A 23,313-nucleotide genomic window follows, 5' to 3' on the forward strand; every position below is an offset into this window, starting at 1 on the left:
CCTGGATGATCGTGCGAGTGTTCTGAAGCCGGTCTTCGCAATCTGATGTCGCTGTCGCCGGGTTGTTGTCGGTGAAAACGGCATGCGTGAATACACCGGAGAGGCCTTGATGCGCTCTCAATCTTTTAATCTGCTTTTGTGCTGCGCAGGCATTGCCGGATGACGCAGAGAATGTGACGGGCGCATGACATCATTCTCCGAAAACCCTTGCGGGTTGTGCTCTGGCGGCCTTGTCTTTGTTTGCAGGCAATCCAGTTTCCGCACGCGAGTGTAGTGCATTTTTTTCTAGGGACTTGACCGGGCGTCTCACTTTTTGAGATATCGAAAAGAAAAAAATATCTGGTGGAATTAGGCTTGACGCCGCCATACGCGATCCATATGCTTTGCAAAAAAATCGGAAACGCAGCATCAGGAAAACCAGAATGAGAAGTTCGGTGCTGCGACGGCAGGTTTTTGATCCTACCGAGAATTTTTATTTTGTGATCGGTGAATTCCGACACGCCTGACGGCATGTCGGCGACATTGCAATTGCGCAGCTCAGGGAGAAGAAGAAAATGGATGGCGAATACTATCTGGGGCAAATCATCACGACTGCTTTCGGTTTCGTACCGAAAGACTTTGCTCTTTGCAATGGACAGCTCATGCCGATCAACATCTATCAAGGGTTGTTTTCGCTTCTCGGCACGCGTTACGGCGGCGATGGCGTCCATAATTTCGCTCTGCCTGATCTGCGCGGCAGAACGCCGGTCGGCGCGGGTGCATCGGTCGACGCCGCGTGGCAACCATCGCCTTACGACATCGGCGCGCTCGATGGCGCCGAAACGGTGGCGCTGACCGCCGCTCAGGTTCCTGCCCACACGCACGACAGCCTCAATGCGATCAAAACCGGCACCGGCGATTTGCGTACGCCCGTCAACAACCTGCTGGGCGTCAGTTCCGACAAACAGATCTATGTCACCGGCACGCCTGCCACGAAAGTGAAGCTCGCCACAAACGCTGTCAACAGTCGCGGCGGCGGTGCAGGTCACGACAACATGCAACCGTTTCAGGTGCTCAGCTTCTGCATCGCGATACAAGGCATTTTCCCGTCGCGTTCCTGATGCAGTTTCGCCCCAACCAATTTTCAGACAGGACTACCTACCATGCCTAGCCCCATGATTGGAGAAGTTCGCATGTTCGCCTTCGGTCGCGCGCCGATCGACTGGCTTTTGTGCGACGGCAGCATTAAGCAAATCAACGACTATGACCTCTTGTTCACGGTGCTCGGCACGACGTACGGCGGCGACGGTGTGACCACCTTCGCCTTGCCGGACATGCGCGGCCGCGTACCGGTTCATCAGGGACAAGGGGTGAGCGGATCCGGCGCCATGACCAACCGTTACCTGGGCGTCAAAGGCGGCAGCGAAACAGTGACGCTGCAAGTCGCTCACATTCCTGCCCATACCCATGCGTTCGAAGTCAGCGGCGACCAGGCCAACAACGTGAAACCCGATGGGGCGCTCCTCGCCAAACCGGTCGGCGACAACATTTACGTCAAGCCGGAAAACATCAAGACTGCTGCGCCGCTCTCGACCGCCGATGCGACGACGTCCATCACAGGGGCATCCACGCCGCACGAAAATACGATGCCGACCTTGACGCTGTCGTATTGCATCTGCGCCAGGGGATATTTCCCTTCCCGAGCCTAAGACCGGCAAGACCATCAATACAGGAGCATCGCGATATGGCATTCATCGGTGAAATTCAGATTTTCGGATTCGGCTATGCACCGCCGGGCTGGGCCTTGTGCAACGGGGCATCGCTCCCGATCAGCGGCTTTACGGCCTTGTTTTCCCTGATCGGCACCAGCTATGGCGGCGACGGCGCCAGGCAATTTCAGTTGCCCAATCTGATGGGGCGCGCGGCTTGCGGCCAGGGCCAGGGCAACGGATTGTCGGCACGCCGGACCGGCGACACATTCGGCGCCAACACGGCAGTGCTGGCAGCCGAGAACATCCCCGCGCACGGCCATGGCCTGACCTTCTTCAACATCCCCAAGACGACCGACCCCGTTACCGGCGTCATCACCGACAACCGCTCGAACGAGCCGGCCGAGGGCTACAGTCTGGCGCTGCCGGATTCCAAGATCTTCTCCAGCGGGACCAGTGACGCCAAGATGACCAACACGCTCGGCAAGCTCGAAGGAGGAACCGATGCGCACGAAAATCGCCAGCCGTTCGGAGCGTTGGCGTACTACATCATGACTCGCACTGTTGCCGGCGACGGCATGTTTCCGATTTTCGAATAGTTCTCCGGCAGTCGTTCATGTGGCCGGACAAACGGTCAAACACGACCGGCATGAAACAAGTCGGACGCCCCGCTTCGCAAGCAACGCAGCCGCCTGATTTCCATTGGAAATCAGGCGTTTTCTTTTTATGCAGTGCCTCTTCTCCACATCACCCGGTCGTCGTCGGCACCCTGGATGTTGTCCGCGCAAATATCGGACAGTACCTCCAGCGGATGCCCTGATTTCCTGCCGTGTACGGTCGGTCTTCGCCCTTCGTTCGATCACGCGCAACCGCCTACGCATGCGCATTTCCGGCGGCCTGAGGAGGTTGATTTTATTTTCAAAAAATGAGACGCATGGTCAAGACCGGTTTTTTTGTTCCTCCATAATCGCACGCAGCAACGTCGATAAAAGACGGCTGAAACTCTCGGCGTTCGCATCAGGAAGTTCACACCGATTTTTAACGAAACGCGTATCGCTGACTACGCCGGCGAAGATGGATTTTTGCCTGTGGAATCGTGTTTCGCAACCAAGGACGAGACATGTCGGAAGACGTCAAACCGAAAACATTCGCAAATCTGGGAATAGAATGCGCGCCGCCGGGAAGCGCCATGTTCACGCCGGTGGTGATGGACGACGACTCATTGGTCGTTGTTGGCGGTCCGCTCGCAGTCTGCCTGGTCAATATTCTCAACAAGCATGTGTTTACCATTCCGGCGCAAACATGGATCACGGGATTCTGCGTGCGGCAACAGCATCTTTACGTACAGGATGGTCCCGTTCTCTCGGGGTGGCATATCCAGGAACACACCTGTTTTGGTTTCATCAATCTGAGTACCGGGGTCGCTGTCGAAGAGCCGGAGGACCAGGCAAAGAATCTTCGTCTGTTGAAAGATCCTGCCACCTACGTCTGGGAAAGCACCGACACGACGCAGGCCTTCGCCGCCTTGATGCGGGCGCGCTATCAGCACGCCTGGGCTTCGCTGCTGGAAACCGTCGACTTCGAATTGCCTTTGCTGCCGCAAGCCCTGCGCGAGAAGGCCGCAGACTTTGCACAACGTGCACGCGTCCTGATGGCTGCAATCATCCCGCCGGCAGCGCAGAAAACCTTGCTTGCGACCGCCGAGAAGGCATTGGCCGACGCCACCGCCGGCGGCCGGAAAACGATTTATTCGGCGCCGGCAGCGAGAGCACATCTGAAAGGCGCCAAGGCGACCGCACAAATCTTTTCGCTCAGGCAGGACGGCACTTTCTATGGCCTGGATCAGGGCTTGACGGAGAAAAGCAGCGTGCATCATTCGTTTGCTCCGTTGCGCGCAGAGATGGCGATATACGAACAAGAGCTTGTCGGCGAGGAGTATGACTGCCACATGTACTACATCACCGAGCGTGGCGGCATCAAGGGATTCAATGTCAAAGCCTGGCCGCCGGTCTCCGCTTTCTCTTTGGACGGCAAGGATGACGCCATCGCGTTGGAGAAGGTGCTGCCGCTGAAATTTCATGGCGACCTGCTGATGGGCGGAGGCATACACGGTGCCGATTTCTTTGTGATGCGCCCAAATCTCAGCGGAGGATTTGTCACGACGGTTGCAGCACCTGATGGCGGCTGGCGGAACTATGAGGTCGCCAAGGATAGGAAGCTGGTGTTGTTGTCGAACGGGTTGGCAAGTCGTCTGGCCTCCTACGATCTCAACATGATCAAACTGGATCGCTGGCGATTGCGTATGGCGCCCGATTCATCCTGCTCCTTGTTCCTGCACTGGAAGAACGGGAAAGATACGGGACTATCGCTGGCGGCCATGGAGATGGACGTGGCGCGTGACAATGACGTACATCTGCTTGCGGGAGACCGATGTCTCGTCTTCGACCCGCAAAAGGGCGTACTCGCCAGAGCCGTTGCCAACGCGCCGGAAGGTGCTTCCGAGAGGATACGCGTGGTCAATTGCGATGGAAGCCGGATACTGCGCCACGGCGCCAGCGTACTCTTGCGTTCCTCTGCGGGTGCATCTTTCGCTGCGATGTCTCAGGACGGCCAGGGGCTACAGCTTGTTCCCGCCGCACATGTCCAGGCGGCTGGCGCCGAGGTGTTTACCTTGCTCAAGGAGGGCGGCTCCGTTGCCGCAGGAACGGTGATCGCGCACGGCGACAACGTGATGCTGCGGCCGCGAAACAAGTCGTCCTGCCTCGGCGTGCGCGCCGGCGCTGATGCAAGCGTTACCACGGCGCAGGGCGCCGACATCTCTGCTGTCTTTCAGATAAAACTTGTGTCTTTGCACGCTGAAAAGACGACCCCTTCAGCCGAACTGCGCATGCTGCTGCCCAACGAGATCAATCCTCCCGAGTTGACCGCCCGCAGCAGTTATCCACCGCTCACCAATGTCATCCATAGTTGCCGGGCAAGTCCCTGGCTGGAGAAAACGCCGATGGCCTGGTTACATGGCCGGCCGCATTTTGCCGGACAGGTTTTGTATTGCATCGCCCACGGCAAGTCGCCGACAGGCCGCATCGGAGCCTTGTTCTCGGGCACGCCGGCAAGTTCGGAAAAGTTGCTGAAAGAGCTGGAAAAAGCCGGACTTAACAGCGGAAAGCCGGCTATCGGCTGGTCCCTGAGCGCAGACAATGCCGGCCTTGCCACGTTTTCTTTGAGCACGATGCTGGCCACGCTGGCAGGAAAACTGGCCGCTGAGGTCAAAGCGCTCAAGGCCAACATGAAAGAGATCGAGATCGAAGTCCATTCCGTCGAGCGTATCAGGATGCCGCCGTACAACTGGCGTGCCGAGGTGAGAGAAACGCGCGATCTCATCAGAGGTAAACCCATTGTATTGAAACTCATGCCCGACGGCGCTCCTGTCGAAAAAAACATCGATGGCAACGGCATCGTCAGGGTCGCATCCGGACTGGATGGATGCAACATGTCCTTCACTCTCAAAGACGAGGGATTTCTCGGCGAAATTCGCTTGGAACCGGGTAAAAACATCGTCACGCACACGACCAGCAGAAACGCCACCTGGCTCGACTGATCACCGCTTTCCCCATCTTCATTGCGCATTCATGCTGCGATAAGACCACTGTCGATCATGTCGGTATTGCCTCTTGCCGGCGCTGCATCTTCGTTCGTTGTTCAGACCATCATAGGAAACCAACATGAGCACATTCCTGGAAACATTAGAAGCAAAAGTACTGGCATCGGCCTGGACTTATCCGGGTTCTTATGGCCGCCTATCCGAGTCTCTTGTCGTCGCCGGCGATAAACTCATCGGCGTGGTCGACAGTATCGTTTTCGCAGTCGATATCTATACCGGCGAACCGGCATCGGGTACCGATGGCGATTGGCGGTATGAGCTGGCATCGAGCAGCGCCAGTCCACAGATCGCCTCTGCCGGCGGCGTGGTTTATCTGATGGATGGCAAAAAACTGGTGGCGCTGCGGCTGGCGGATGCCGCACCGTTGGCCAAATGGAAAACGCCGCAGTTGCATCAGGTCAGTGCATTGTTGGCGAAGGGCGACGATCTTATCGCGGTGAGCATTGAACGGCAGAGCGGAGCGACGCAAGTGTCGGGATTTGCGGCTGCGACCGGGGCGCAGAAATTCGGTCCGCTCAAGGTGTCTCAAAGCAGTCCGGGCCCGGTAGGTTATGGCGACGATGCCGTTTTCTTCGTGGCCGATGGCGTATTGAACGCCATCAACGTATCGCACGGCGATCCACGCTGGAGGTTCCCGGCCGCAGGCGAGGCGATGGAAACACTGGAGGAACTGGCTGCGCCGCTGGTCGCAGGCGACACCGTGCTCGTATGCGGGCAGGCGCTGTATGGCGTCAGCCTGACCCTCGGCAAACAACTGTTCAAAATCAGCGCCACGGCCGGGGACGTGCAATGGCATTTGCCGGCGGCTGATATTCCGACGACGGTCCATGCCGCCACGAAGACCGTCAACCTGAAAGCGACGCGACCGCACGCCGGTGCGTCGCAGCTCCTGCAATCCGCGCAGCCGACCGCCGCCGCGGCGAAAGCCGGCACCGCGGTCGCCACCAATTCGGTTGGCGACATCGTTTGTTTTTCGCTGGCTGACGGCAGCGTCAGCTGGCGCCATAAAGTGCACGCACCGGGGGCGCCGGTAATCATTGACGGCGTGGTGTACGTGACGATCGACGACTGTGCCCGGCTGATGCGTTTCGACTATGCCAGCGGGACGCCGCTGGGTGCTCCTTATTCGCTGCCGAACCTGGCGCCGTCCCAGCCTGCGGTGATCGCTAACGGCGCCCTGTTTCTGGCCGGCGACGACGGCAGTATCGTATCCCGGCCGTTTGCGAAACAATCCGCAGCGCATTTCAACGGCAGCGACGCCATGATCTGCGTCAAGGCGGACGGCGCGCAGTTCGACTTCGATGAATTTACGATAGAGGCGTGGATACGCAGCAGCACCGGCGGCGAGATTCTGTCCAGCCATCCGACCAGCGACGACGAGGCTTACGGATTCCGCCTCAATCTCACCTCGGAAGGGCAAATCCGGGTAGCGATCTTCAACGAGAAAACCCATAGCCTGCATCTCGGCCGCACCGCCGCCACCAGAGCCGCCGACGGTCAGTGGCATCACATCGCATTGACGCGCGACAAGAAGGGATTCAAGGTGCTGCTCGACGGCGAATGGCTGGAGGTCTTCCTGCCGCCGGGAGACCGGGCCGCAGAGTTGCCCATCGGCGGTCATTCTGCATTGACGATCGGCGCTTTCGTGCCTGCCGCGGCCATCGCGCCGACGGATTTCTTTCGTGGATTGATGCGTGAAATCCGGATCTGGGACCGTGTGCTCGACACCGGCAGCATCAACAACAATCTGCGTGCGACGCTGGCCGGCGCCGAACCGCGCCTGCGCGGATTGTGGCGTCTGGACGACGGCGCCGCCGACAAGCCTCACAACGCCGCAAGCGGCCATCGTGTACAGGCGGATTTCAAGCATGCAGGCTGGCAACCGACCGATCTCACCATGGACCGCTCGGCGTTTCCCTATCTGTTGCACGAAACCACGACGCAATGGCCGTATGCCGGAACCTGGGCGGCGCGCGGCGAATCGCACGTCGTCGGTTCGCCGGCCATCAGCAGCGACAATGTGATCGCCTTCGGCACGCCCAATGCCATCTATGCGGTAGATGCTCACGATGGCAAGCGCATCTGGTCGATGGATGTCGCGGGCCGTGCCTCGGATCCGGTGCCTCACGGAGAAGGATTCCTTGTCCTGACGGAAGACGAATCCTTGGTATATATCGACGCGCGCAGCGGCGCCAAAGTGCAGTTGCCGGCATTTTCCGACATGCGGCATGATCATGGCGCTGCGTTGGCGGCGCCCGCCGTCAGCATCAGCCACATGGCAGTCGCCGGCGGAGCCGGCAAGTCCGAGGTCATGCTCTGGGATCATGCCGCACCGCAGGCGCGTGCCCTGACCTTGCCGGGAACGCCGCTGCATTTGGCGTTTGGCGATGCCGGGCTGATGGTGATGACCGAGGGCGATGCCGGTCATACATTGCATCTGATTGACGCAGCCGCACATAAGCTGCGCGGCTCCCGGCCGGTCGCCACGGCGGCCTGCTGCCCGGCGGGCAACTGGGTCTTTGCCGTCAGCGACGGTCGCGTGATCAAACTCGACGGCCTCAATATCACCGCCGCGCCACTGGCGACATCCGCCGCGATTGCCGGCGGCGTCACGGGCATGGTGGCATTGGGGAACGAAGATTTGCTGATCGCCGTCACCGCCGACGGCAATGTGTATGGCATGACCTTGAGCACGCTCAGTCTGAACTGGAACACCACGCTGCCGGCCGGCAAGGCCAAAGGCAGCCGCGCCGTCAATCCGCCGACGCTCCATCCCGACGGCCACCTCATGTGCACGACTGCCGACGGCGTCGTCGCCATTCTCGACGGCGACAGCGGCGCCTTGCTGGGCCACTATCTTTTGGAGAACGGCGCCATCGGCGCTCCGTTGATGTCACATGGGACGCTCTATACCGGCTGCAAGGACACCATCTCCTATGCCAACGCCATGTTGCGCAGCAGTGCTCTCGACTATGACCTCGACGGCGCCTTGCATAGCATCGTCGTTGGCGAGACCATGGCGTTGCGTCTGAATCTGGACCTTGCCGGCGCTCCCATTGCCGCCGGCAAGCAGCACGCGGTTGTTGAAGCGAGCGATGAAGCCGCAACCTTGCATTTGCTGGAAGTGCATGAAAGTTGCGTCGAAGCCTGGATCAACGTGCCGTCGATTAAAACGGCATCGTCGGCCCGCGTCGGCGGCGGTATTCTCGGGATCGCCCCGACCGTCGAGTCCGGCTTTGATATCAATATGTGGCTCGACGCCGACGGCACCCTGCATTATTCCTCGCGCGCGCGCGATGGGGATGTCTGGAGCGGACTGCACGTCTCGGCTGCCACCGGGCTGGTGGACGGCAAGTGGCATCATATCGCCGCCTCGCGCAGCCCCGCGCAGAGAACGGCCTCGGCTGGATCCCCTGACCGGGTTGTCATCTACGTCGATGGCGTGGCGATCGCCACGCAATCCGAAACAGCGCCGGCCGCGCCCAAAAAATCGATTTCCGGACTCAAGGCCTACATCGGCGCGACGATGGATGATGAGCTGGCGGCAACGCGCCCATTTTGCGGCATGATCGCGGAAGTGCGGGTATGGGACACCTATCTGATCGCCAGTGAAATCACCGAGCGTCGCGGCGTCAAACTGCGCGGCGACGAGCCTGACCTGCTGGCCTATTGGAATTTCGACTACAGCTCCATTCACGATTCGGCGCTGCAGGGACATGAAGGCGTGCTTGCCCAGGCGCCCGACAAGAAAGCCCCGGTCTGGTGGCTGGTGGATTTGCCGTTCACGCGGCCGTCCTATGCCTACATCACCAATACCGCCGCAATTAAGTCGCAGACCGAAGGCATGACGACCTACAGTCTCGATCTGAAAGTATGCGCCGCCGACGGCACCGGCATCGCCGGCGAACGTGTCAACCTGTGGTATATCCGGCGGCACAAGGACGACCCAGCCCACATCTCCATCAACAATACCGAAGTGCAATGCGTCGAGTCCGGTCAGGAGCCGGATCCGGTCAAATTGCTCAAAGACGCCGCCAAAGTATTCGAGGCGATCACCGGCAGCGACGGCGTACTTCATCTGACGGTGATGTCGCCGCAGTCGGGACATGGTCCGTCGCTGGACATGTGGACGCAGTTCATGCCGGTCAACGAACGCTTCCATGTCAACGTACTGATCGACAACCAGAAACTTGCCAAGCCGGCGCCGCCCAGCCTCACCGCGCAGGCCAAGCTGATCCAGGACTACCATTACAAGACCGGCAACGTCGTTGACCACACGCGGGACCGATCTACCTGGCGTGTCGTATTGCGTGCCCGTACCGCCGACGGCACGCCGCGCATCAGGGAACCGATCACTTTATGGTCAGCGGAGCCGGTCACCATAGAAGTGGACCACGTGAGCTACCGCATCAACAGCGAGAATTTCACCACGTTGCCGGCTGATTTCAATGGCGAACTGACGGTCGTCATGGCGGCCGAAGAGCTGACTGCGCCGGTGCTGTACGCGCGTGCCGGCTTCATGCATCGCAACGACCGTGTTGTCATCAACGCCGACGAAGACACCCATGCGCAATTGACGGATCTGAAAGAGAGCGATCTGACCACGCCCCGCGTCACCAATTGGAAAAAGAACAAGCCCGGAGAAAAAGAAGAAAAAGCGGCAATGCTGGAACCGGGGTACGCAACGCACGCGCCGAACATCGCCAAGGCGGTCAGACAGGTCACCGCCGTGGCCAAGCCTTCGGACAAAAGGGCCTTGCTGCGCGCCGGCCGCATGTCGCCGGCCCGCCGCCGGCTCATTGCCATGCGCGCGGAGCAGGGCGATCCGGAATGCGGGAAGCTGCTTGCCGCCGGCAACAATGCGTCCTACATGCCGACCATCAGAGCCATGCGACAACCGCAGGTGGTGGTGCCGAGCGACCGGGTTACCGCACGACGTACCTTGCACGGCATGACCTGCAATGCCGCCGTCAATCCGGATGCTTTCCTGGAAGCGCTGGATGACGGCGCGCTTGGCTTCGTGTTTGAACACACAGGCAACGGTGCGCCGGTGTACCGATCCTTGCATACCCAGGCAGAAGTCGATGAAGCACGCGGCGTCGCCACGCCAGTCTTGCGCACACCGCTGCTGGGATGGTTCTGGGAGGATGCGTGGGACGCCGTCGTCGACACCGCCAACGACATCTACGATGCCGCCACCAAGATCGTCATTACCATCACCGATACGGTGAACCTCGCCATCAGCACCATCGACGGCGTCATTCACAAAGTGGTCGACAGCATTGCCGATGCGCTCGATGCCGTCGCAGGTTTCTTCAAGCAATTGATGGTGGGCATCATGAAAGTGATCGCTTTCCTGCGCGCCTTGTTCGACTGGGGCAAGATCATCGAAACCCAAAGAATCCTGCACCAGATCATGCGCACGGTTTTTGAGAGCAGTCGCAAGGCGATACGCGACCAGGCTAAACTCGGGAAAGTGCTCAAGGCCTTGGATGCCGCGCCGCGTGGCGCAGTTTCCCCGCACGAGAGCTTCAACCAGGTGTCGAAAAAATCCGGGGACAACAAGTCTCAGATCGTTTCCAGTGCCGATAGCGTGCAGTCGAAGTCCATTCTGCAGAAGTCGGGCGGAACCTCGACGAATACGGCCGCAAGCGGCGGAAATGTCGGTCCGGTTCCGGATCCGAAAAATTCTCTCAATCTGAACGACAGCGCCTTGCAGGGGATTCCGGCAATGATCGGGAATTTGCTGGATCTGACGCCTGCCACCATGGTTTCTCAGATCGAGGCAATGCTGAAGAAAGCCGGTTCGGGAGATTTGTCGTCCCTGCTGTCCGGTGTGAGTACTCTGGCGGCCGATTTCTCCAGCGTCACCGATACCTTTCTTGCACTGCTGGATACGACCATCAACATCCCGTTTGTCAGCGAGCTGTACAAATGGGTCACTGGTGAAGAACTGTCCATTCTCAGTTTGCTCTGCCTCGGCCTGGCCGTGATGGTCAATATCGCCTATGCCGTCGCGACGCTGCTGACCGGAGACGTCCGATCCTTCGCCGACGATGCCAAGGGCCTGCCGGCGCAGCTGCGCAGGGCGAGCGGCCTGGAGCCGGCCTATCACGCCGGCAAGCTGGCAGCGGACGACGGTTTGCCGGAGACATCAAGAGCACTCGAGACGCTGCTTTGCGTGTTCCGGACGTTGACTATCGTCAGCGATGTCATCGCCGACATCGTCTACTACGAATACCGCACGACGGAGTCCATGAAATACAAAAAGATACTCTCCGTCGTGAAGATATTCCAGGGCATCTTCGGCGTCACCGCATGCGCGCTGCAACTGTTCGGTTCGCAGATGCGTTATTGGGAGCGGATAAAACATGTCGCCGGCCCCGATGCCGCGAAGTTCCTGCCGCCATTTGAATGGGTGCCGTATGCCGTGTTCTCCATCCAGGCGCTGTTGCGGCTGGTAAAAATCGGCGCAGGCGTCTACGGCTTGGTCAGTCCGGGAGAGTTTTCCGGAACCAAGTTCAGCAAACTGGACAAGTGCGAATATCTTGTATCGCGGATCGTGTCCTACGCCAGCCTCTGGCTCATCGTCATACAGATCATGCAATTGCTTGAACTGAAGGCAAAGCTGGAGGAAAAGGGCAACTACAACGTCACCAAGGAGTATGAGCTTTTTGCCATCCGCGACATTATGGGAATGGTGCCCTTGCTGGCGGAATGGATGTACACGGACATGGGAATGAACGCCATCCAGCCACAGGCTCCCGGCATCGAAGCAGCTTCCGGCATGTATATGGTTCTCGCAGTGGTCCGGGGCGCCGCCAATGCGTCCGCATTGGGCCTGCATTGCGCGGCGGTGTACGGTTACGGCGATATGGACTGAAGACGACGCCTGATGCCGGCCCCGCGTATTTGCAGCGGGGCCTTTTTTTATTGGACGCCGCAATGTGCAAGCGGCATCCCGGCATCCCGGCTGATACGGATTAAAACGGATTAAAACGGATTAAAACGGATAAGCCCGCGCCGACGTCTGCAGCGTCACCCAGCGCAAATCGGTAAACGCCTCGATCCCCGCCTTGCCGCCGAAGCGGCCGATGCCGCTGCTCTTGACGCCGCCGAAAGGCATCTGCGGTTCGTCATGCACGGTCGCGCCGTTGATGTGGCAGATGCCCGATTCAATCCGCGCCGCCACGCGCAGGGCGCGCGCCGTGTCCTTGCTGAACACCGCCGACGACAAGCCGTAGTCGTTGTCGTTGGCGCAGGCGATCGCCGCATCTTCGCCGTCCACCCGCACGATGCCCTTGACCGGGCCGAAGGATTCTTCGCTGTAGATGTCCATCGCCGGCGTCACGTGGTCCAGCAGCGTCGCCGGGATCAGCGTCGAGTCGGCCTTGCCGCCGCACACCAATGTTGCGCCCTTGGCCAGCGCGTCGTCGATCAGCGCATTGCAGCGATCGACGGTTTTCCGGTCCACCACCGATCCGAGCACCACCGGCCCCTGGCGCGGATCGCCCAGCGGCAGGTTCTTCGCTTTTGCCGCCAGACGCGCGACGAAATCATCGGCGATCTTGTGATCGACGATGATGCGTTCGGTCGACATGCAGATCTGGCCCGAGTTGGCGAAGGCGCCGAAGGCCACGCCGTTGACCGCGACCTCCAGGTCGGCGTCGTCCAGCACCAGCGCCGGCGCCTTGCCGCCCAACTCCAGCACCACGGGTTTGAGATATGTTGCGCACAGCATCGCGATGATCTTGCCGACGTGCGTCGAGCCGGTGAAGTTGACGCGGCGCACCGCCTTGTGCGCGACCATCGCTTCCACCACGGCGGCGGCATCGGCCGGCGCGTTGGTGACGAAGTTGACCACGCCCCTGGGCAGGCCGGCTTCCTGCAAGGCCTCGATGATCAGGCCGTGCGTCGCCGGGCACAACTCCGATCCCTTGAGCACCACCGTATTGCCGCAAGCCAGCGGCGCCGCGATCGCGCGCACGCCGAGGATGACCGGCGCGTTCCACGGCGCCATGCCCAGCACCACGCCGGCCGGCTGGCGCACGGCCATCGCCAGGTTGCCGGGCAGGTCGGAAGGAATCACTTCGCCGCCGATCTGCGTCGTCAGCGCGGCGGCTTCGAGCAAGGTGTTGGCCGCCAGATGGACGTTGAAGCCGGCCCAGATCGCCGACGCCCCGGTCTCACTCGCCATCGCCTGGACGAAGGCATCGGCCTTCGCCTCCAGCGCATGCGCCGCCTTCATCAGCAAGGCGCGGCGTTCGCCGGGACCGGTCGCCGCCCATGCCGGGAAAGCCGCTGCAGCAGCTTCCACCGCCTGCACCGCATCGGCCACGCCGGCTGCCGGTGCGACGGTGGCGACTGTGCCGTCGAGCGGGTTGCGCCGCTCAAAGGTCGCGCCGTTCTTGGCCTGGGTTTGTTCGCCGCCTACCAGCATCGAGATTGTGTTCATGTTGTCTCCATTGAAAATAGTTATGCGACTTCGACATCGATCAGCATCGGCTGGTGCGTGTCCTTGCGGCTCAGCGCCAGTTGCAAGGCATCGCGCAAGGCCGACGCATCGGCCACGCGCAACGCGGTGCAGCCCTGGGCCTGCGCCAGCCCGACAAAGTCGATCGCCGGCAACTCCGTGCCTTGCACCACATCCGTCGCGCTGAAGCCGAACACCGGCGCAAAATCCTGCAGCGCCGCATAGCGGCCGTTGTTGAGGATCACGAAGGTGATCGGTAACTGCATCTGCGCCGCGCTCCACAGCGATTGGATCGAATACATGCTGGAGCCGTCGCCGAAGATGCCAATGAGTCGAGCATCCGGCTTAGTGGATGCGACCCCGAGGGCGACACCCAATGCCGCCGGCATGCCGTAGCCCAGCCCGCCGCTGTCCATCGTAAAAAATCCCTCGCTCTGCGTGATCGGCAGATAGTTCTGCATCACCGAGCGCGCGCTCGGCGCTTCTTCCACGATGATGTCGGACGGCTTGCGCAATTCCGTCAGCGTCTGCATCACATACGCCACCGACAACGGCGAGGTCGGCTCCGCCCGCGGACGCGGCGCGCGCGGCGCAGGCAGCGCACGCGCCGGCGGCGCTGCGCGCGCCAGCAGATCCAGCACGCTCAGGCGGATGCTGCCGACTGCGGCCGTACCCGACGGCGTCCACGCCGCCGTGGTCGGATCGTCGGTCAGCTGGCACAGCACCGCGCCGGGCGGCAGATGCGGACCCGTGCCTTCCACGTGATACGTGAACGCCGGCGCACCGAGTGCGAAGATGCAATCGTGACCGTCGAGCAGGCCGACGATCTTTTCGCGCATCGCCGGCAAGAAACCGGCGAACAAGCGATGGTCTTCCGGAAAGCTGCAACGCCCCGACATCGGCGCCGCAAACACGCGCGCGTTGTGGCGCTCGGCCAGTTGCACCACCGTGTCCCAGGCATTGTCGCGATCCACCGCCGCGCCGACCACGAAAACAGGGCGCCGGCTCGCGTCCAGCATCGCGCCGATCTGATCCAGCACCAACGGCTCGGCGCGCAGCTCGGTGCTCACCGTGCGCGGCGCCAGCAACTCCGCCGGCTGATCCCAGTCGTCCGCCGGAATCGACACCAGCACCGGCCCGCGCGGCGGCATCATCGCGATGTAATACGCGCGCGCAATCGCCAGCGGCACGTCGGCCGCGCGCGCCGGCTCCACGCTCCACTTCACGTAGGGCTTGGGCAACTCGGTCGCCTGCGCAGAAAAGAGGAAAGGATCGAACGGCAGAATCGAACGCGCCTGCTGGCCCGCCGTGATCACCATCGGCGTGCGGTTCTTGAAGGCCGTGAAGATGTTGCCCATCGCATTGCCCACGCCCGCCGCCGAATGCAGGTTCACCATCGCCGCATTGCGCGTGGCCTGCGCGTAGCCGTCGGCCATGCCCACCACCACAGCCTCCTGCAAGCCCAGCACATAGCGAAAGTCCTCGGGGAAATCGCGGAACATCGGCAGCTCGGTCGACCCCGGATTGCCGAACACCGAGGTCATGCCGACCCTCCGCATGAAGTCCAGTACGGCATCGCGCACGGTGATGGTTGAAGACGATGTGCTTGATGCAGCCGAGGCAGCCGAGGCGGCCGAACAGGCCTGCGTGGATTGGGAAATGCTCACCCTGGTTCTCCTGTATTCAATGTGGGGATTGCAGTGCAGCGTGGCGAGGCCTGGCCGCACGACAGTTGCACAAGTATGAAAGCGCAAGCCTTGTTTTGAAATTGCCTTTTGGGATAAAAGACATTACTCTTTCGCATGACTTTCGACCTGCGCCAGCTCACCGCTTTCACCACCATCGTCGCCACCGGCAGTCTCGGCCGCAGCGCCGATGCCCTGCACGTGACGCAACCGGCGCTGAGCCGCACCATCAAGCGCCTCGAAGAACAAGTCGGCGCGCCGCTCTTCGAACGCCACTCCAAAGGCATGCAGCTCACCGCCATCGGCAAGGCCCTGTTGCCGCACGCCACGCTCTTGCTGCGCGAAGCCCAACACGCCGCCGAAGAGATCGACGCCATGCGCGGCCTCGTCAAAGGCACCATCCGCGTCGGCGCCGTCGGCAGCATCGCCAGCATGGTCCTGCCGCTGGCCATCGGCGAAGTCCTCAAGAAGCATCCAACCCTGCAAGTGCAAGTTATCGAAGGCGTGTGGGATCGACTCACTGACGCCCTCATCACCCACGAAGTCGACCTCGCCCTCGGCATGGCCGTCGACGATACCGAGGATATTTGCGCCATCGGCGACTGCCGCTGGGAAGACACCAGCTACGTCGTCGCCGCCGCCGACCACCCGCTGCACCAGAAGAAAAACCTCAGCCTCAGCGACACCTTGTCGCAACCCTGGGCGCTGCCGCCGCAAGGCACCGGCCCCTATGAGCAGATGCAACAAGTCTTCCACGACCACGGCCTGCCCATGCCCGACAGCGCGGTAGAAACGCGCTCGGTCATGGTGTTGAAAAGCCTGGTGACACGCTCAGGATTCCTGAGCTGGATGCCCGCCCCGATGTTCGAAGTGGACCGCAAGGCGCAGCTGATTACCGCGCTGGAGATCGAAGGCGCGACGGGGACGAGAACGCTGACTGCGTTTCGTCGCCGGCATGGGATTTTGCCGGGGCCGGCGGTTAGGTTGTTGGAGGAGTTGAGGGTGTTGACGGTGCGAGGTTAGCGCTTGGTGATTATTCGAAAAATATTAAAAGGATAGGTGATGGAGTTTTCGAGTCCAGTTCAGGTGGTGCAGCAAGTATTCAGTTTCTTCGGAATAACTCCAGCGGCGCTGTGGGTTATTGTCTATCCGACGGTATTGATCGGAGCCATAGTATTGTTTGGCTGCTTTCGTACGCAGTCTGATCATTTGCTGATGGCCAGAATATGGAGGCTTTTGCAAGGTAAGCGCCCGATCACAGATCAAGCTGTGAATTCCTATTTTGCAGATAGGGATGCCTTGATGAAATTCACATTTCATACAACGCTCCCTATGCCAACTCTAGCTAATGTGCATCGAATAATCCAATGGGCAGACAAAAGAGAGATACCCATGCGCGAGATCCGAAAATGCGGCCATTTTTTCGATTTAAGAAAATTGGAAATTAGAAAAGAGAAAATATGGCGCTCATACCAGCAAATAATAGCGTTGCTAATAGGGATTGTTCTTGGCTATGGCTGCATTGGACTTGGAATATTGGCTCTTGCCCCGAACGTGCTTGTTCAGCTCAAAACAGGCGAACAGCGTTGGTTTTTTATAAGCGAAAAAGGGGCGGTAAAGACCCTTACTAAGGATAGTCGCTTTACGATCTCCGATTGCGCAAAAAATCAGAACGATATTTCAGTCAAATCGGGGTGGAACAGTGAAGATATAAAAACCATGTGCGAGATTCTCAAAGATCCTAGTTTGGATAAAGATGTGGCTGATATGTTGATTGGGCAGCGAGCGGCATCCTCTGTTTTTGCGGTGCTTTTTCTAGTCTTAACCTATATCTCCATCACATTATTCACTAGAAGTATTGCCGCGCGCGATATGTTGAAACTACTAGCTCAACTGGATGCAGAAGGAGCATTCATGCAACTAGAGCTTGATCTTTGATGTGCATTTAAACTCTAGCTCCTGTTATTAAATGAGGCTGGACATCCCATAGACTCGAGGGCATACGTTGTCTGCGTTAGATGCAGACAACGTATGCAGCATGATCAAATAAAAAAATACAAAGATGTAGCTTCCCGGTTCGAGGATGTCTATTTATTTCTTGAGAAGCGCCTATTACATCAGATAGGTTGCCGTTAGAAATAGTTTCTATAATCCTGATAATCGGATTTTTACTTGCTCATGTGGTCTATTACAAATTGACGGATCCAATACAGATTTATCTCATCAACGCACTGACTTGCTAGGTTTATCTGAGGGCCACTTGGCCCAAGGCAGTGGTCCTCTTCAATTCAATTTTTATCCTTTAGATAATATTTCCTTGGTTACTGGACTTCCGGACCTAACCAACCTCGGAATATGCCCCCGCACCACCAGCAACGCCCCCAACACGAACACCATCGCCGTCCCGAGCATCACCAGATAACCATTGGCGCCCGCGCCGGTAATCACTATCGCTCCCGCAAATGCACTGAGAATCGCACCGAGCCGACCGAAGGCCAGGGCGGATGCGGTGCCGGTGGCGCGCACTCCGGTGGGGTAGATGTAGGCGCACAGCGCGAACATGGTGGATTGCACCGCGTTGACGAACAGGCCATGCAGACCCAATCCGAAGATGAAGAGGCCGGTGGCGTGCGAGGCATCCACACCCAACAGCAGCAAGGCGCTGGCGACGCCGCCGATACTGCACAGGAGCAGCGGGCCGCGTGAGCCGTAGCGGGTGATGGCGACGGCGCAGACCAGGGCACCGATGACGCCGCCCAGATTGTAGGCTGTCAGTCCGGCGCCGGCGATGGCGACGTTGAGGCCTTCGGCGGCGAGCATGGTGGGCAGCCAGCTGAAGGCGCTGTACACCGCGAGCAGACACATGAAGAAGGCGCACCAGATGGCGATGGTGTCGCGTGCGCGGCCGTCGCTGAAGAGAGCGCGGAAGCCCAGGCGCTGCTCTGCCTTCTGTTCGCTCATGTCGGTGAAGCCGGTGGCGGCGTTGACGTTGCGGGCCATGCGCGCGAGCAGCTTGCGCAGTTCGGGCCAGCGCTGTTCGCGGCGGGCCAGGTAGCGCGGCGATTCGGGCAGCGCGAGGATCAGCAGCACGGCCAGCACCAGCGGCAGCGCGCCGCCGATGAAGAACAGGCCGCGCCAGCCGTACAACGGCATCACCGCGCCGGCGAACAAACCTGCCAGCATGCCGCCCAGCGGCACGCAGACGATGGTGGCGGTGACGGCGACGGTGCGGTGTTTGGCGGGTGTGAATTCCGCGGTCATGGTGGTGGAGCTGGGCAGGGCGCCGCCGATGCCGAAGCCGGCGATCAGGCGCAGGATGGCGATGGTCGGCACGTCGGGCGCCAGGCCGATGGCGCAGGTGGCCGCGCCGAAAATCAATACGCTGCCGATGATGGCCCAGCGGCGGCCGAAGCGATCGGCGAACAAGCCGGCGCAGGCGCTGCCCAGGCCCATGCCGATCAGCCCGGCGGCGACCGCGGGCGCGAAGGCGCTGCGGGTGATGCCCCATTCCTTGATCAGCACCGGGATCGCGAAGCCGATCAGCTGGCCGTCGAAGCCGTCCATGACGATGGACAGCGCGGCCAGGCAGACCACGAACTTTTGCATCGCGGTGAAGACGCCGTCGTCGAGGGTCTTGCCGATGTCGATGGAGGCGCTCATGCCGCCGTCTCCGGATGGGGATGATGAAGGAATGCGCCGGCAGCGCCGGGTGTTTCCATTCTGTCTTGCAGCATGGCCTTGTCTCCTTGAATTGCTTGTCGGTATTTTTATACGTATCTGACATCGCGCGTGCAGACCGTGCCGACGCGATTTTTGTGCGGCCAAGTATGGAAGAGGGTGGCCCGATTTGGAATTACCTTTTGGGGTAAAAGGCATTACCGCGATGCATGACTTGCTTGCCGGCGCCGGCCGGCGGTTCAGGCCGACGTCGGCGGGTCGTCGTCGATCGATACCGGCGTCGCCGGCTGCATGGCGTGGGCCGGAGCGATGCCTTGATGCAGGGCAAGGTTGTGCCGGCAGTAGGCGATGAACTCCGCCGCCGGCATGGCCTTGGCGTAGAGCCAGCCCTGCACGAACTCGACTTCGTGTCTGAGCAGGTAGTCGGCCTGCTCTTGCGTTTCGACGCCTTCGGCGACGATCTTGAGCCTGAGCGTCTTGGCCATGCCGATGATGTGCGGCGTCACGCTGCTGGTGGCGGAATCGGTGCCGATGGTGTCGATGAAGGACTTGTCGATCTTGAGCGCATCCAGCGGCAGGCTTTGCAGGTAGGACAGGCTGGAATAGCCGGTGCCGAAGTCGTCGATGGCGACCGCGTGTCCCGCGACGCGGGCCCTGGTCAGCGTCACGCGCGCGGAGTTGACGTCCATGAAGCCGCGCTCGGTGGCTTCCAGCCAGATCTGCTGCGCTTCGATGCCGCTGCCCTTGAGGGCGGCCTGCACCGAGGTCAGCGCGCGCCCGGTCTTGATGTCGTCGGCGCTGAGGTTGATGGCGATGTGCAGGTTGCGGTCGGACGCCAGCAACTGCTTGAGGTCCTTGACGACGTTGTCGATGACCTGGTCGGTGATGGGCAGGATCAGGCCGCTTTCTTCCGCCAGCGGGATGAACAGGTCGGGCCGCACCATGCTGCCGTCCGCGCGTTGCCAGCGCACCAGCGCCTCGGCGCCGATGCACAGGCCGGTGCGCAGCTCGACGATGGGCTGGTAGTGCACCACGAACTCGCGCCGCTTGATGGCGACGTTGAGTTCGCCCAGCGACGATAGCCGTCGCCGCATGCCCCAGACCATCGCGGCGACGATGAGCGCGGCGATCACGGCGCCGATCGGCAGCAGCACCAGTTGCTCCTGCCGCAGCCGCTTGAACAGATAGCTGCGCGGTTCGATGGCGGTGGCGATCAGGCCCGAGGCGCGCACGGTGGCGACCAGGTAATTCTCGTCGACGCTGTTGACCGGGTTGGCGACGATGTCGCGCACCAGCAGGGGATCGGGCGCATTCTGGTCGCCCAGCACGTAGCCTTGTTCGGTCGCCGTCGCCATCTGGATGCCGGCGTCGACGATGACGTCGACAAAGCGCGACGGCATCGTCAGGACATTGTGCGCGCCGTACTGTACCGCCACCATGGAATTGCCCAGGCTGATGGCCGGCGTCATGCGCAGGGTGACCTGGAGTCCGTCGGGCGTCGTGAAATCGACCGGCGTCTGCTCGATGTATTTGTCGGAGCGGCCCCACGAGGTGCACTGCAGCTTGCCGTTGCGGAAATAGCCGATCTCTTCGATGGAGCGCGTGTTGACGGTCAGCTGCCGCATGCGCGCGATGTGGGCGTCGGAACAGGGCTTGAGGTTGAGCGGCTCGATGGCGTGCAGCGCCGAGCGGATTTCACTGAAGGAAATATTGGCGCGCAGGATGGCTTGCTGGGCGTACAGGGCAAGGCGGTTCTGCTCTTCGCTGACCGCGCGCGTCCACGAGAAATACAACATGATGATCAGCGGCAGCGCGGCGCCGACCAGGGCCAGCAGGACGGTGACGAAGATGACGCGGGACCGGCTCATGTTGCTTCTCCTTGTTCTTATAGTCTGGAGGAAATGCAGTACTGCCAAGTGTAATGAAAAACGCCGCGATCGGGCCCTGATGCAGCTCAGTCAAGCTTAAAAATCTCAACTCGCTATGACTGTCGTCCTGACGAAAGTCAGGACCCAGTGGCGTATCGGCCGTCTTCACGACACCGGGTTCCAGCGTTCGCCGGGACGACTGCTTGAGGAACATAGGCTTAAATGAACGGCATTAGCGCCTGGGTCCGGTTTTTACATGCCGCGGCGGTATTTTGCCACAGACTTTGCGGGCACAGAGGTCGTCTCCGCCGCGCCGATTTCCGTCAAAAATTCCAGAAACGCCCGCGTCTTGGCCGGCACGTGATGGCGCGACGGGTACAGCGCGTACAGCGGATAGCGCTCGTCCGGCCAGTCCGGGAAGAGGTCGACCATGCTGCCGTCGGCGAGGAAACCTTCCGATCCCAGCGCCATCATCTGCGCGATGCCGTAGCCGGCCAGGCAGGTGCTCCATAGCGTGCCGGCGTCGTTGAGCGTGAGCTGGCCGCCGGGGTGCAGTTCGATCTTCTTGCGGCCGCGGTGGAATTCCCAGGAAAACGGCCGGCCGCTTTCCGGTTCGCGGAACAGGATGCAGACGTGGCCGTTTTCCAGATCCTGCGGCGCGGCCGGGCGGCCGTGGCGTTTGAGGTAGGACGGCGCGGCCACCGTGATGATGCGCGAGTCGAACAGCTTGCGCGCCACCAGCGTCGACGGCTTTGGATGGCCGAAGCGCAGCGCCAGGTCGAAGCCGTCGCCGATCATGTCGCCGAGGCGGTCGCGCGTGACCAGGTCGAGTTCCAGCTGCGGATGGCGTTCGAGGAAGTTGCCCAGCTGCGGTCCCAGCAACAGCCGCGAAAAGAAGGGATCGATGTTGATGCGCAAGCGCCCGCGCACGGTCTTGACGCCTTCGGCGGCGCTGGTGGCGGCGTCTTCCAGTCCGGCCAGCAGCGGCTGCACCTGCTCGTAAAAGCGGCGGCCTTCGTCGGTCAAGGTCACCGAGCGCGTGGTGCGGTCGAACAGGCGGATGCCGAGCCGCGTCTCCAGCCGGGCCACGGCGCGGCTCACGCCCGGCGGCGACATGTTGAGGATCTCGGCCGCCGCGGCAAAGCTGCCGCCGTCGACGATGGCGACCAGCACGCTCATGCCGTTCAGACTGCGTTCGTCGAAGCTCATGCGGGTTCTCCTCCTGATGTCCAGCCGTCATTGTCGGCGATGCATGATGATGCCATTAATGATATTTCGGCATGAATGAAATGCCATTCATGCTATCGCAAAACCTGCCGCCAACGCCGAAAATCCACTCCAGCCAGCTTTTTGCTGCGTCCTCATTTCACTGAAATCATCTGGAGAAAGCCATGTTTGCCATCACAGGAATTACCGGTCAGGTCGGGGGTGTCGTCGCCCGTCAATTATTGGGTCGGAAAAAATCGGTGCGCGCCGTCGTGCGCGACGCCGCCAAGGGCGCCTTGTGGGCGGCGCAGGGATGCGACCTGGCGCTGGCGACGATGGAAGACGGCGCCGCGCTGGAGCGCGCCTTCACCGGCATGGAAGGCGTATTCATCCTGCTGCCGCCGACCTTCGACCCCAGCGCCGGCTATCCGGAAGCACGCGCCGCCATCGCGTCCATCAGGACCGCCTTGCTCGCCGCCAAACCGGGCAAGGTCGTGTGCCTGTCGACCATCGGCGCGCGCGCCACGCAGGCCAATTTGCTCAACCAGCTCGGCCTGCTGGAAGAAGCATTGAGCGATTTGCCCATGCCGGTAGCCTTCCTGCGCGCCGGCTGGTTCATGGAAAACGCGATCTGGGATGTGGCGCCGGCGCGCGACGGCATGATCCCCAGCTACCTGCAGCCGCTGGACAAGCCGGTGCCGATGGTGGCGACCGCCGACGTCGGCAGCGTGGCGGCGGAACTGTTGCTGGAAGAATGGAGCGGCGTGCGCGTGGTCGAACTGGAAGGCCCGCAGCGCGTCACGCCGCTGGACATCGCCGCCTGCTTCGGCAAGCTGCTCGGCCGCGAGGTGAAGACGGAAGCGGTGCCGCGCTTCACCTGGGCTGATGTGTTCCGTTCGCACGGCATGCGCAATCCCTTGCCGCGCATGCAGATGCTGGATGGCTTCAACGAAGGCTGGATCAATTTCGAATCGGGTCGCGACGGCACGCGCAAGGGCGTGGTCGGTTTGGAAACCGTGTTGCAGGGACTGATCAGCCGGGCTTGATTCATTTA

Annotated in this window: 14 protein-coding genes; 8 read left to right on the forward strand and 6 right to left on the reverse strand. The window is 60.8% G+C overall.

Features of this window, described 5'->3' with window-relative positions; translation table 11 throughout:
• Positions 1–125 precede the first annotated feature (125 nt).
• The gene (locus tag PMI16_RS26230) at positions 126–662 is read right to left on the reverse strand and encodes a hypothetical protein (RefSeq protein WP_162131113.1); all 537 of its coding nucleotides are present in this window, start codon (positions 660–662) and stop codon (positions 126–128) included.
• On the opposite strand from PMI16_RS26230, the gene PMI16_RS00800 reads away from it, so the two are divergent.
• The 5 genes from PMI16_RS00800 to PMI16_RS00820 all read left to right on the forward strand — a co-directional run bounded on the left by PMI16_RS00800 (position 555) and on the right by PMI16_RS00820 (position 12,232).
• Positions 555–1,100 carry a phage tail protein gene (locus tag PMI16_RS00800; protein ID WP_007875409.1) on the forward strand — a complete coding sequence of 182 codons (546 nt, stop codon included), beginning with the start codon at positions 555–557 and terminating at the stop codon, positions 1,098–1,100. The genes PMI16_RS26230 and PMI16_RS00800 overlap by 108 nt on opposite strands.
• Before the next feature lie 42 nt (positions 1,101–1,142).
• Complete coding sequence (locus tag PMI16_RS00805) at positions 1,143–1,688, forward strand: phage tail protein (RefSeq protein WP_007875410.1); 546 nt, start codon at positions 1,143–1,145, stop codon at positions 1,686–1,688.
• A gap of 35 nt (positions 1,689–1,723) precedes the next feature.
• Entirely contained in the window at positions 1,724–2,287 is a 564-nt protein-coding gene (locus PMI16_RS00810; protein ID WP_007875411.1) for a phage tail protein, read from the forward strand.
• 521 nt (positions 2,288–2,808) lie between these two features.
• Positions 2,809–5,286, forward strand: a complete 2,478-nt coding sequence (locus PMI16_RS00815) for a hypothetical protein (protein ID WP_007875412.1) — start codon at positions 2,809–2,811, stop codon at positions 5,284–5,286.
• A 124-nt stretch (positions 5,287–5,410) separates the two neighbouring features.
• Positions 5,411–12,232 (forward strand): LamG-like jellyroll fold domain-containing protein, encoded by a 6,822-nt coding sequence (locus tag PMI16_RS00820; RefSeq protein WP_007875413.1) that lies wholly within the window; start codon positions 5,411–5,413, stop codon positions 12,230–12,232.
• Positions 12,233–12,352: 120 nt separating this feature from the next.
• Here PMI16_RS00820 and PMI16_RS00825 read toward each other — a convergent pair whose 3' ends face one another.
• Positions 12,353–13,804, reverse strand: a complete 1,452-nt coding sequence (locus PMI16_RS00825) for an aldehyde dehydrogenase (RefSeq protein ID WP_007875414.1) — start codon at positions 13,802–13,804, stop codon at positions 12,353–12,355.
• 20 nt (positions 13,805–13,824) lie between these two features.
• Positions 13,825–15,489 (reverse strand): benzoylformate decarboxylase, encoded by a 1,665-nt coding sequence (mdlC, locus tag PMI16_RS00830; protein WP_007875415.1) that lies wholly within the window; start codon positions 15,487–15,489, stop codon positions 13,825–13,827.
• 135 nt (positions 15,490–15,624) lie between these two features.
• On the opposite strand from mdlC, the gene PMI16_RS00835 reads away from it, so the two are divergent.
• Together PMI16_RS00835 and PMI16_RS00840 are read left to right on the forward strand one after the other, a co-directional pair.
• Positions 15,625–16,530, forward strand: coding sequence for a LysR family transcriptional regulator (locus tag PMI16_RS00835; RefSeq protein ID WP_007875416.1), 906 nt, complete (start codon positions 15,625–15,627; stop codon positions 16,528–16,530).
• A 39-nt stretch (positions 16,531–16,569) separates the two neighbouring features.
• Positions 16,570–17,445: a DUF6216 family protein gene (locus PMI16_RS00840; RefSeq protein ID WP_007875418.1), complete on the forward strand. Its 876-nt coding sequence runs from the start codon at positions 16,570–16,572 to the stop codon at positions 17,443–17,445.
• A gap of 357 nt (positions 17,446–17,802) precedes the next feature.
• On the opposite strand, the gene PMI16_RS00845 is transcribed toward PMI16_RS00840, so the two are convergent.
• The 3 genes from PMI16_RS00845 to PMI16_RS00860 form a co-directional block, all read right to left on the reverse strand.
• Complete coding sequence (locus tag PMI16_RS00845) at positions 17,803–19,167, reverse strand: MFS transporter (protein WP_007875419.1); 1,365 nt, start codon at positions 19,165–19,167, stop codon at positions 17,803–17,805.
• Positions 19,168–19,424: 257 nt separating this feature from the next.
• On the reverse strand, positions 19,425–21,053 hold the full coding sequence (locus PMI16_RS00855) for an EAL domain-containing protein (RefSeq protein WP_007875421.1): 1,629 nt from the start codon (positions 21,051–21,053) through the stop codon (positions 19,425–19,427).
• 252 nt (positions 21,054–21,305) lie between these two features.
• Complete coding sequence (locus PMI16_RS00860; protein ID WP_007875423.1) at positions 21,306–22,262, reverse strand: LysR family transcriptional regulator; 957 nt, start codon at positions 22,260–22,262, stop codon at positions 21,306–21,308.
• 182 nt (positions 22,263–22,444) lie between these two features.
• On the opposite strand from PMI16_RS00860, the gene PMI16_RS00865 reads away from it, so the two are divergent.
• Complete coding sequence (locus tag PMI16_RS00865) at positions 22,445–23,305, forward strand: NmrA family NAD(P)-binding protein (protein WP_007875425.1); 861 nt, start codon at positions 22,445–22,447, stop codon at positions 23,303–23,305.
• Positions 23,306–23,313: the final 8 nt, after the last annotated feature.

It is taken from the genome of Herbaspirillum sp. CF444, assembly GCF_000282135.1.
GTDB lineage: Bacteria > Pseudomonadota > Gammaproteobacteria > Burkholderiales > Burkholderiaceae_D > Herbaspirillum.

Bases quoted from the DNA above. Each gene is read 5' to 3' on its own strand.
- PMI16_RS00800 (WP_007875409.1), top strand. From the start codon at position 555: ATGGATGGCGAATACTATCTGGGGCAAATCATCACGACTGCTTTCGGT.
- PMI16_RS00805 (WP_007875410.1), top strand. From the start codon at position 1,143: ATGCCTAGCCCCATGATTGGAGAAGTTCGCATGTTCGCCTTCGGTCGC.
- PMI16_RS00810 (WP_007875411.1), top strand. From the start codon at position 1,724: ATGGCATTCATCGGTGAAATTCAGATTTTCGGATTCGGCTATGCACCG.
- PMI16_RS00815 (WP_007875412.1), top strand. From the start codon at position 2,809: ATGTCGGAAGACGTCAAACCGAAAACATTCGCAAATCTGGGAATAGAA.
- PMI16_RS00820 (WP_007875413.1), top strand. From the start codon at position 5,411: ATGAGCACATTCCTGGAAACATTAGAAGCAAAAGTACTGGCATCGGCC.
- PMI16_RS00825 (WP_007875414.1), bottom strand. From the start codon at position 13,804: ATGAACACAATCTCGATGCTGGTAGGCGGCGAACAAACCCAGGCCAAG.
- PMI16_RS00835 (WP_007875416.1), top strand. From the start codon at position 15,625: ATGACTTTCGACCTGCGCCAGCTCACCGCTTTCACCACCATCGTCGCC.
- PMI16_RS00840 (WP_007875418.1), top strand. From the start codon at position 16,570: ATGGAGTTTTCGAGTCCAGTTCAGGTGGTGCAGCAAGTATTCAGTTTC.
- PMI16_RS00845 (WP_007875419.1), bottom strand. From the start codon at position 19,167: ATGAGCGCCTCCATCGACATCGGCAAGACCCTCGACGACGGCGTCTTC.
- PMI16_RS00855 (WP_007875421.1), bottom strand. From the start codon at position 21,053: ATGAGCCGGTCCCGCGTCATCTTCGTCACCGTCCTGCTGGCCCTGGTC.
- PMI16_RS00860 (WP_007875423.1), bottom strand. From the start codon at position 22,262: ATGAGCTTCGACGAACGCAGTCTGAACGGCATGAGCGTGCTGGTCGCC.
- PMI16_RS00865 (WP_007875425.1), top strand. From the start codon at position 22,445: ATGTTTGCCATCACAGGAATTACCGGTCAGGTCGGGGGTGTCGTCGCC.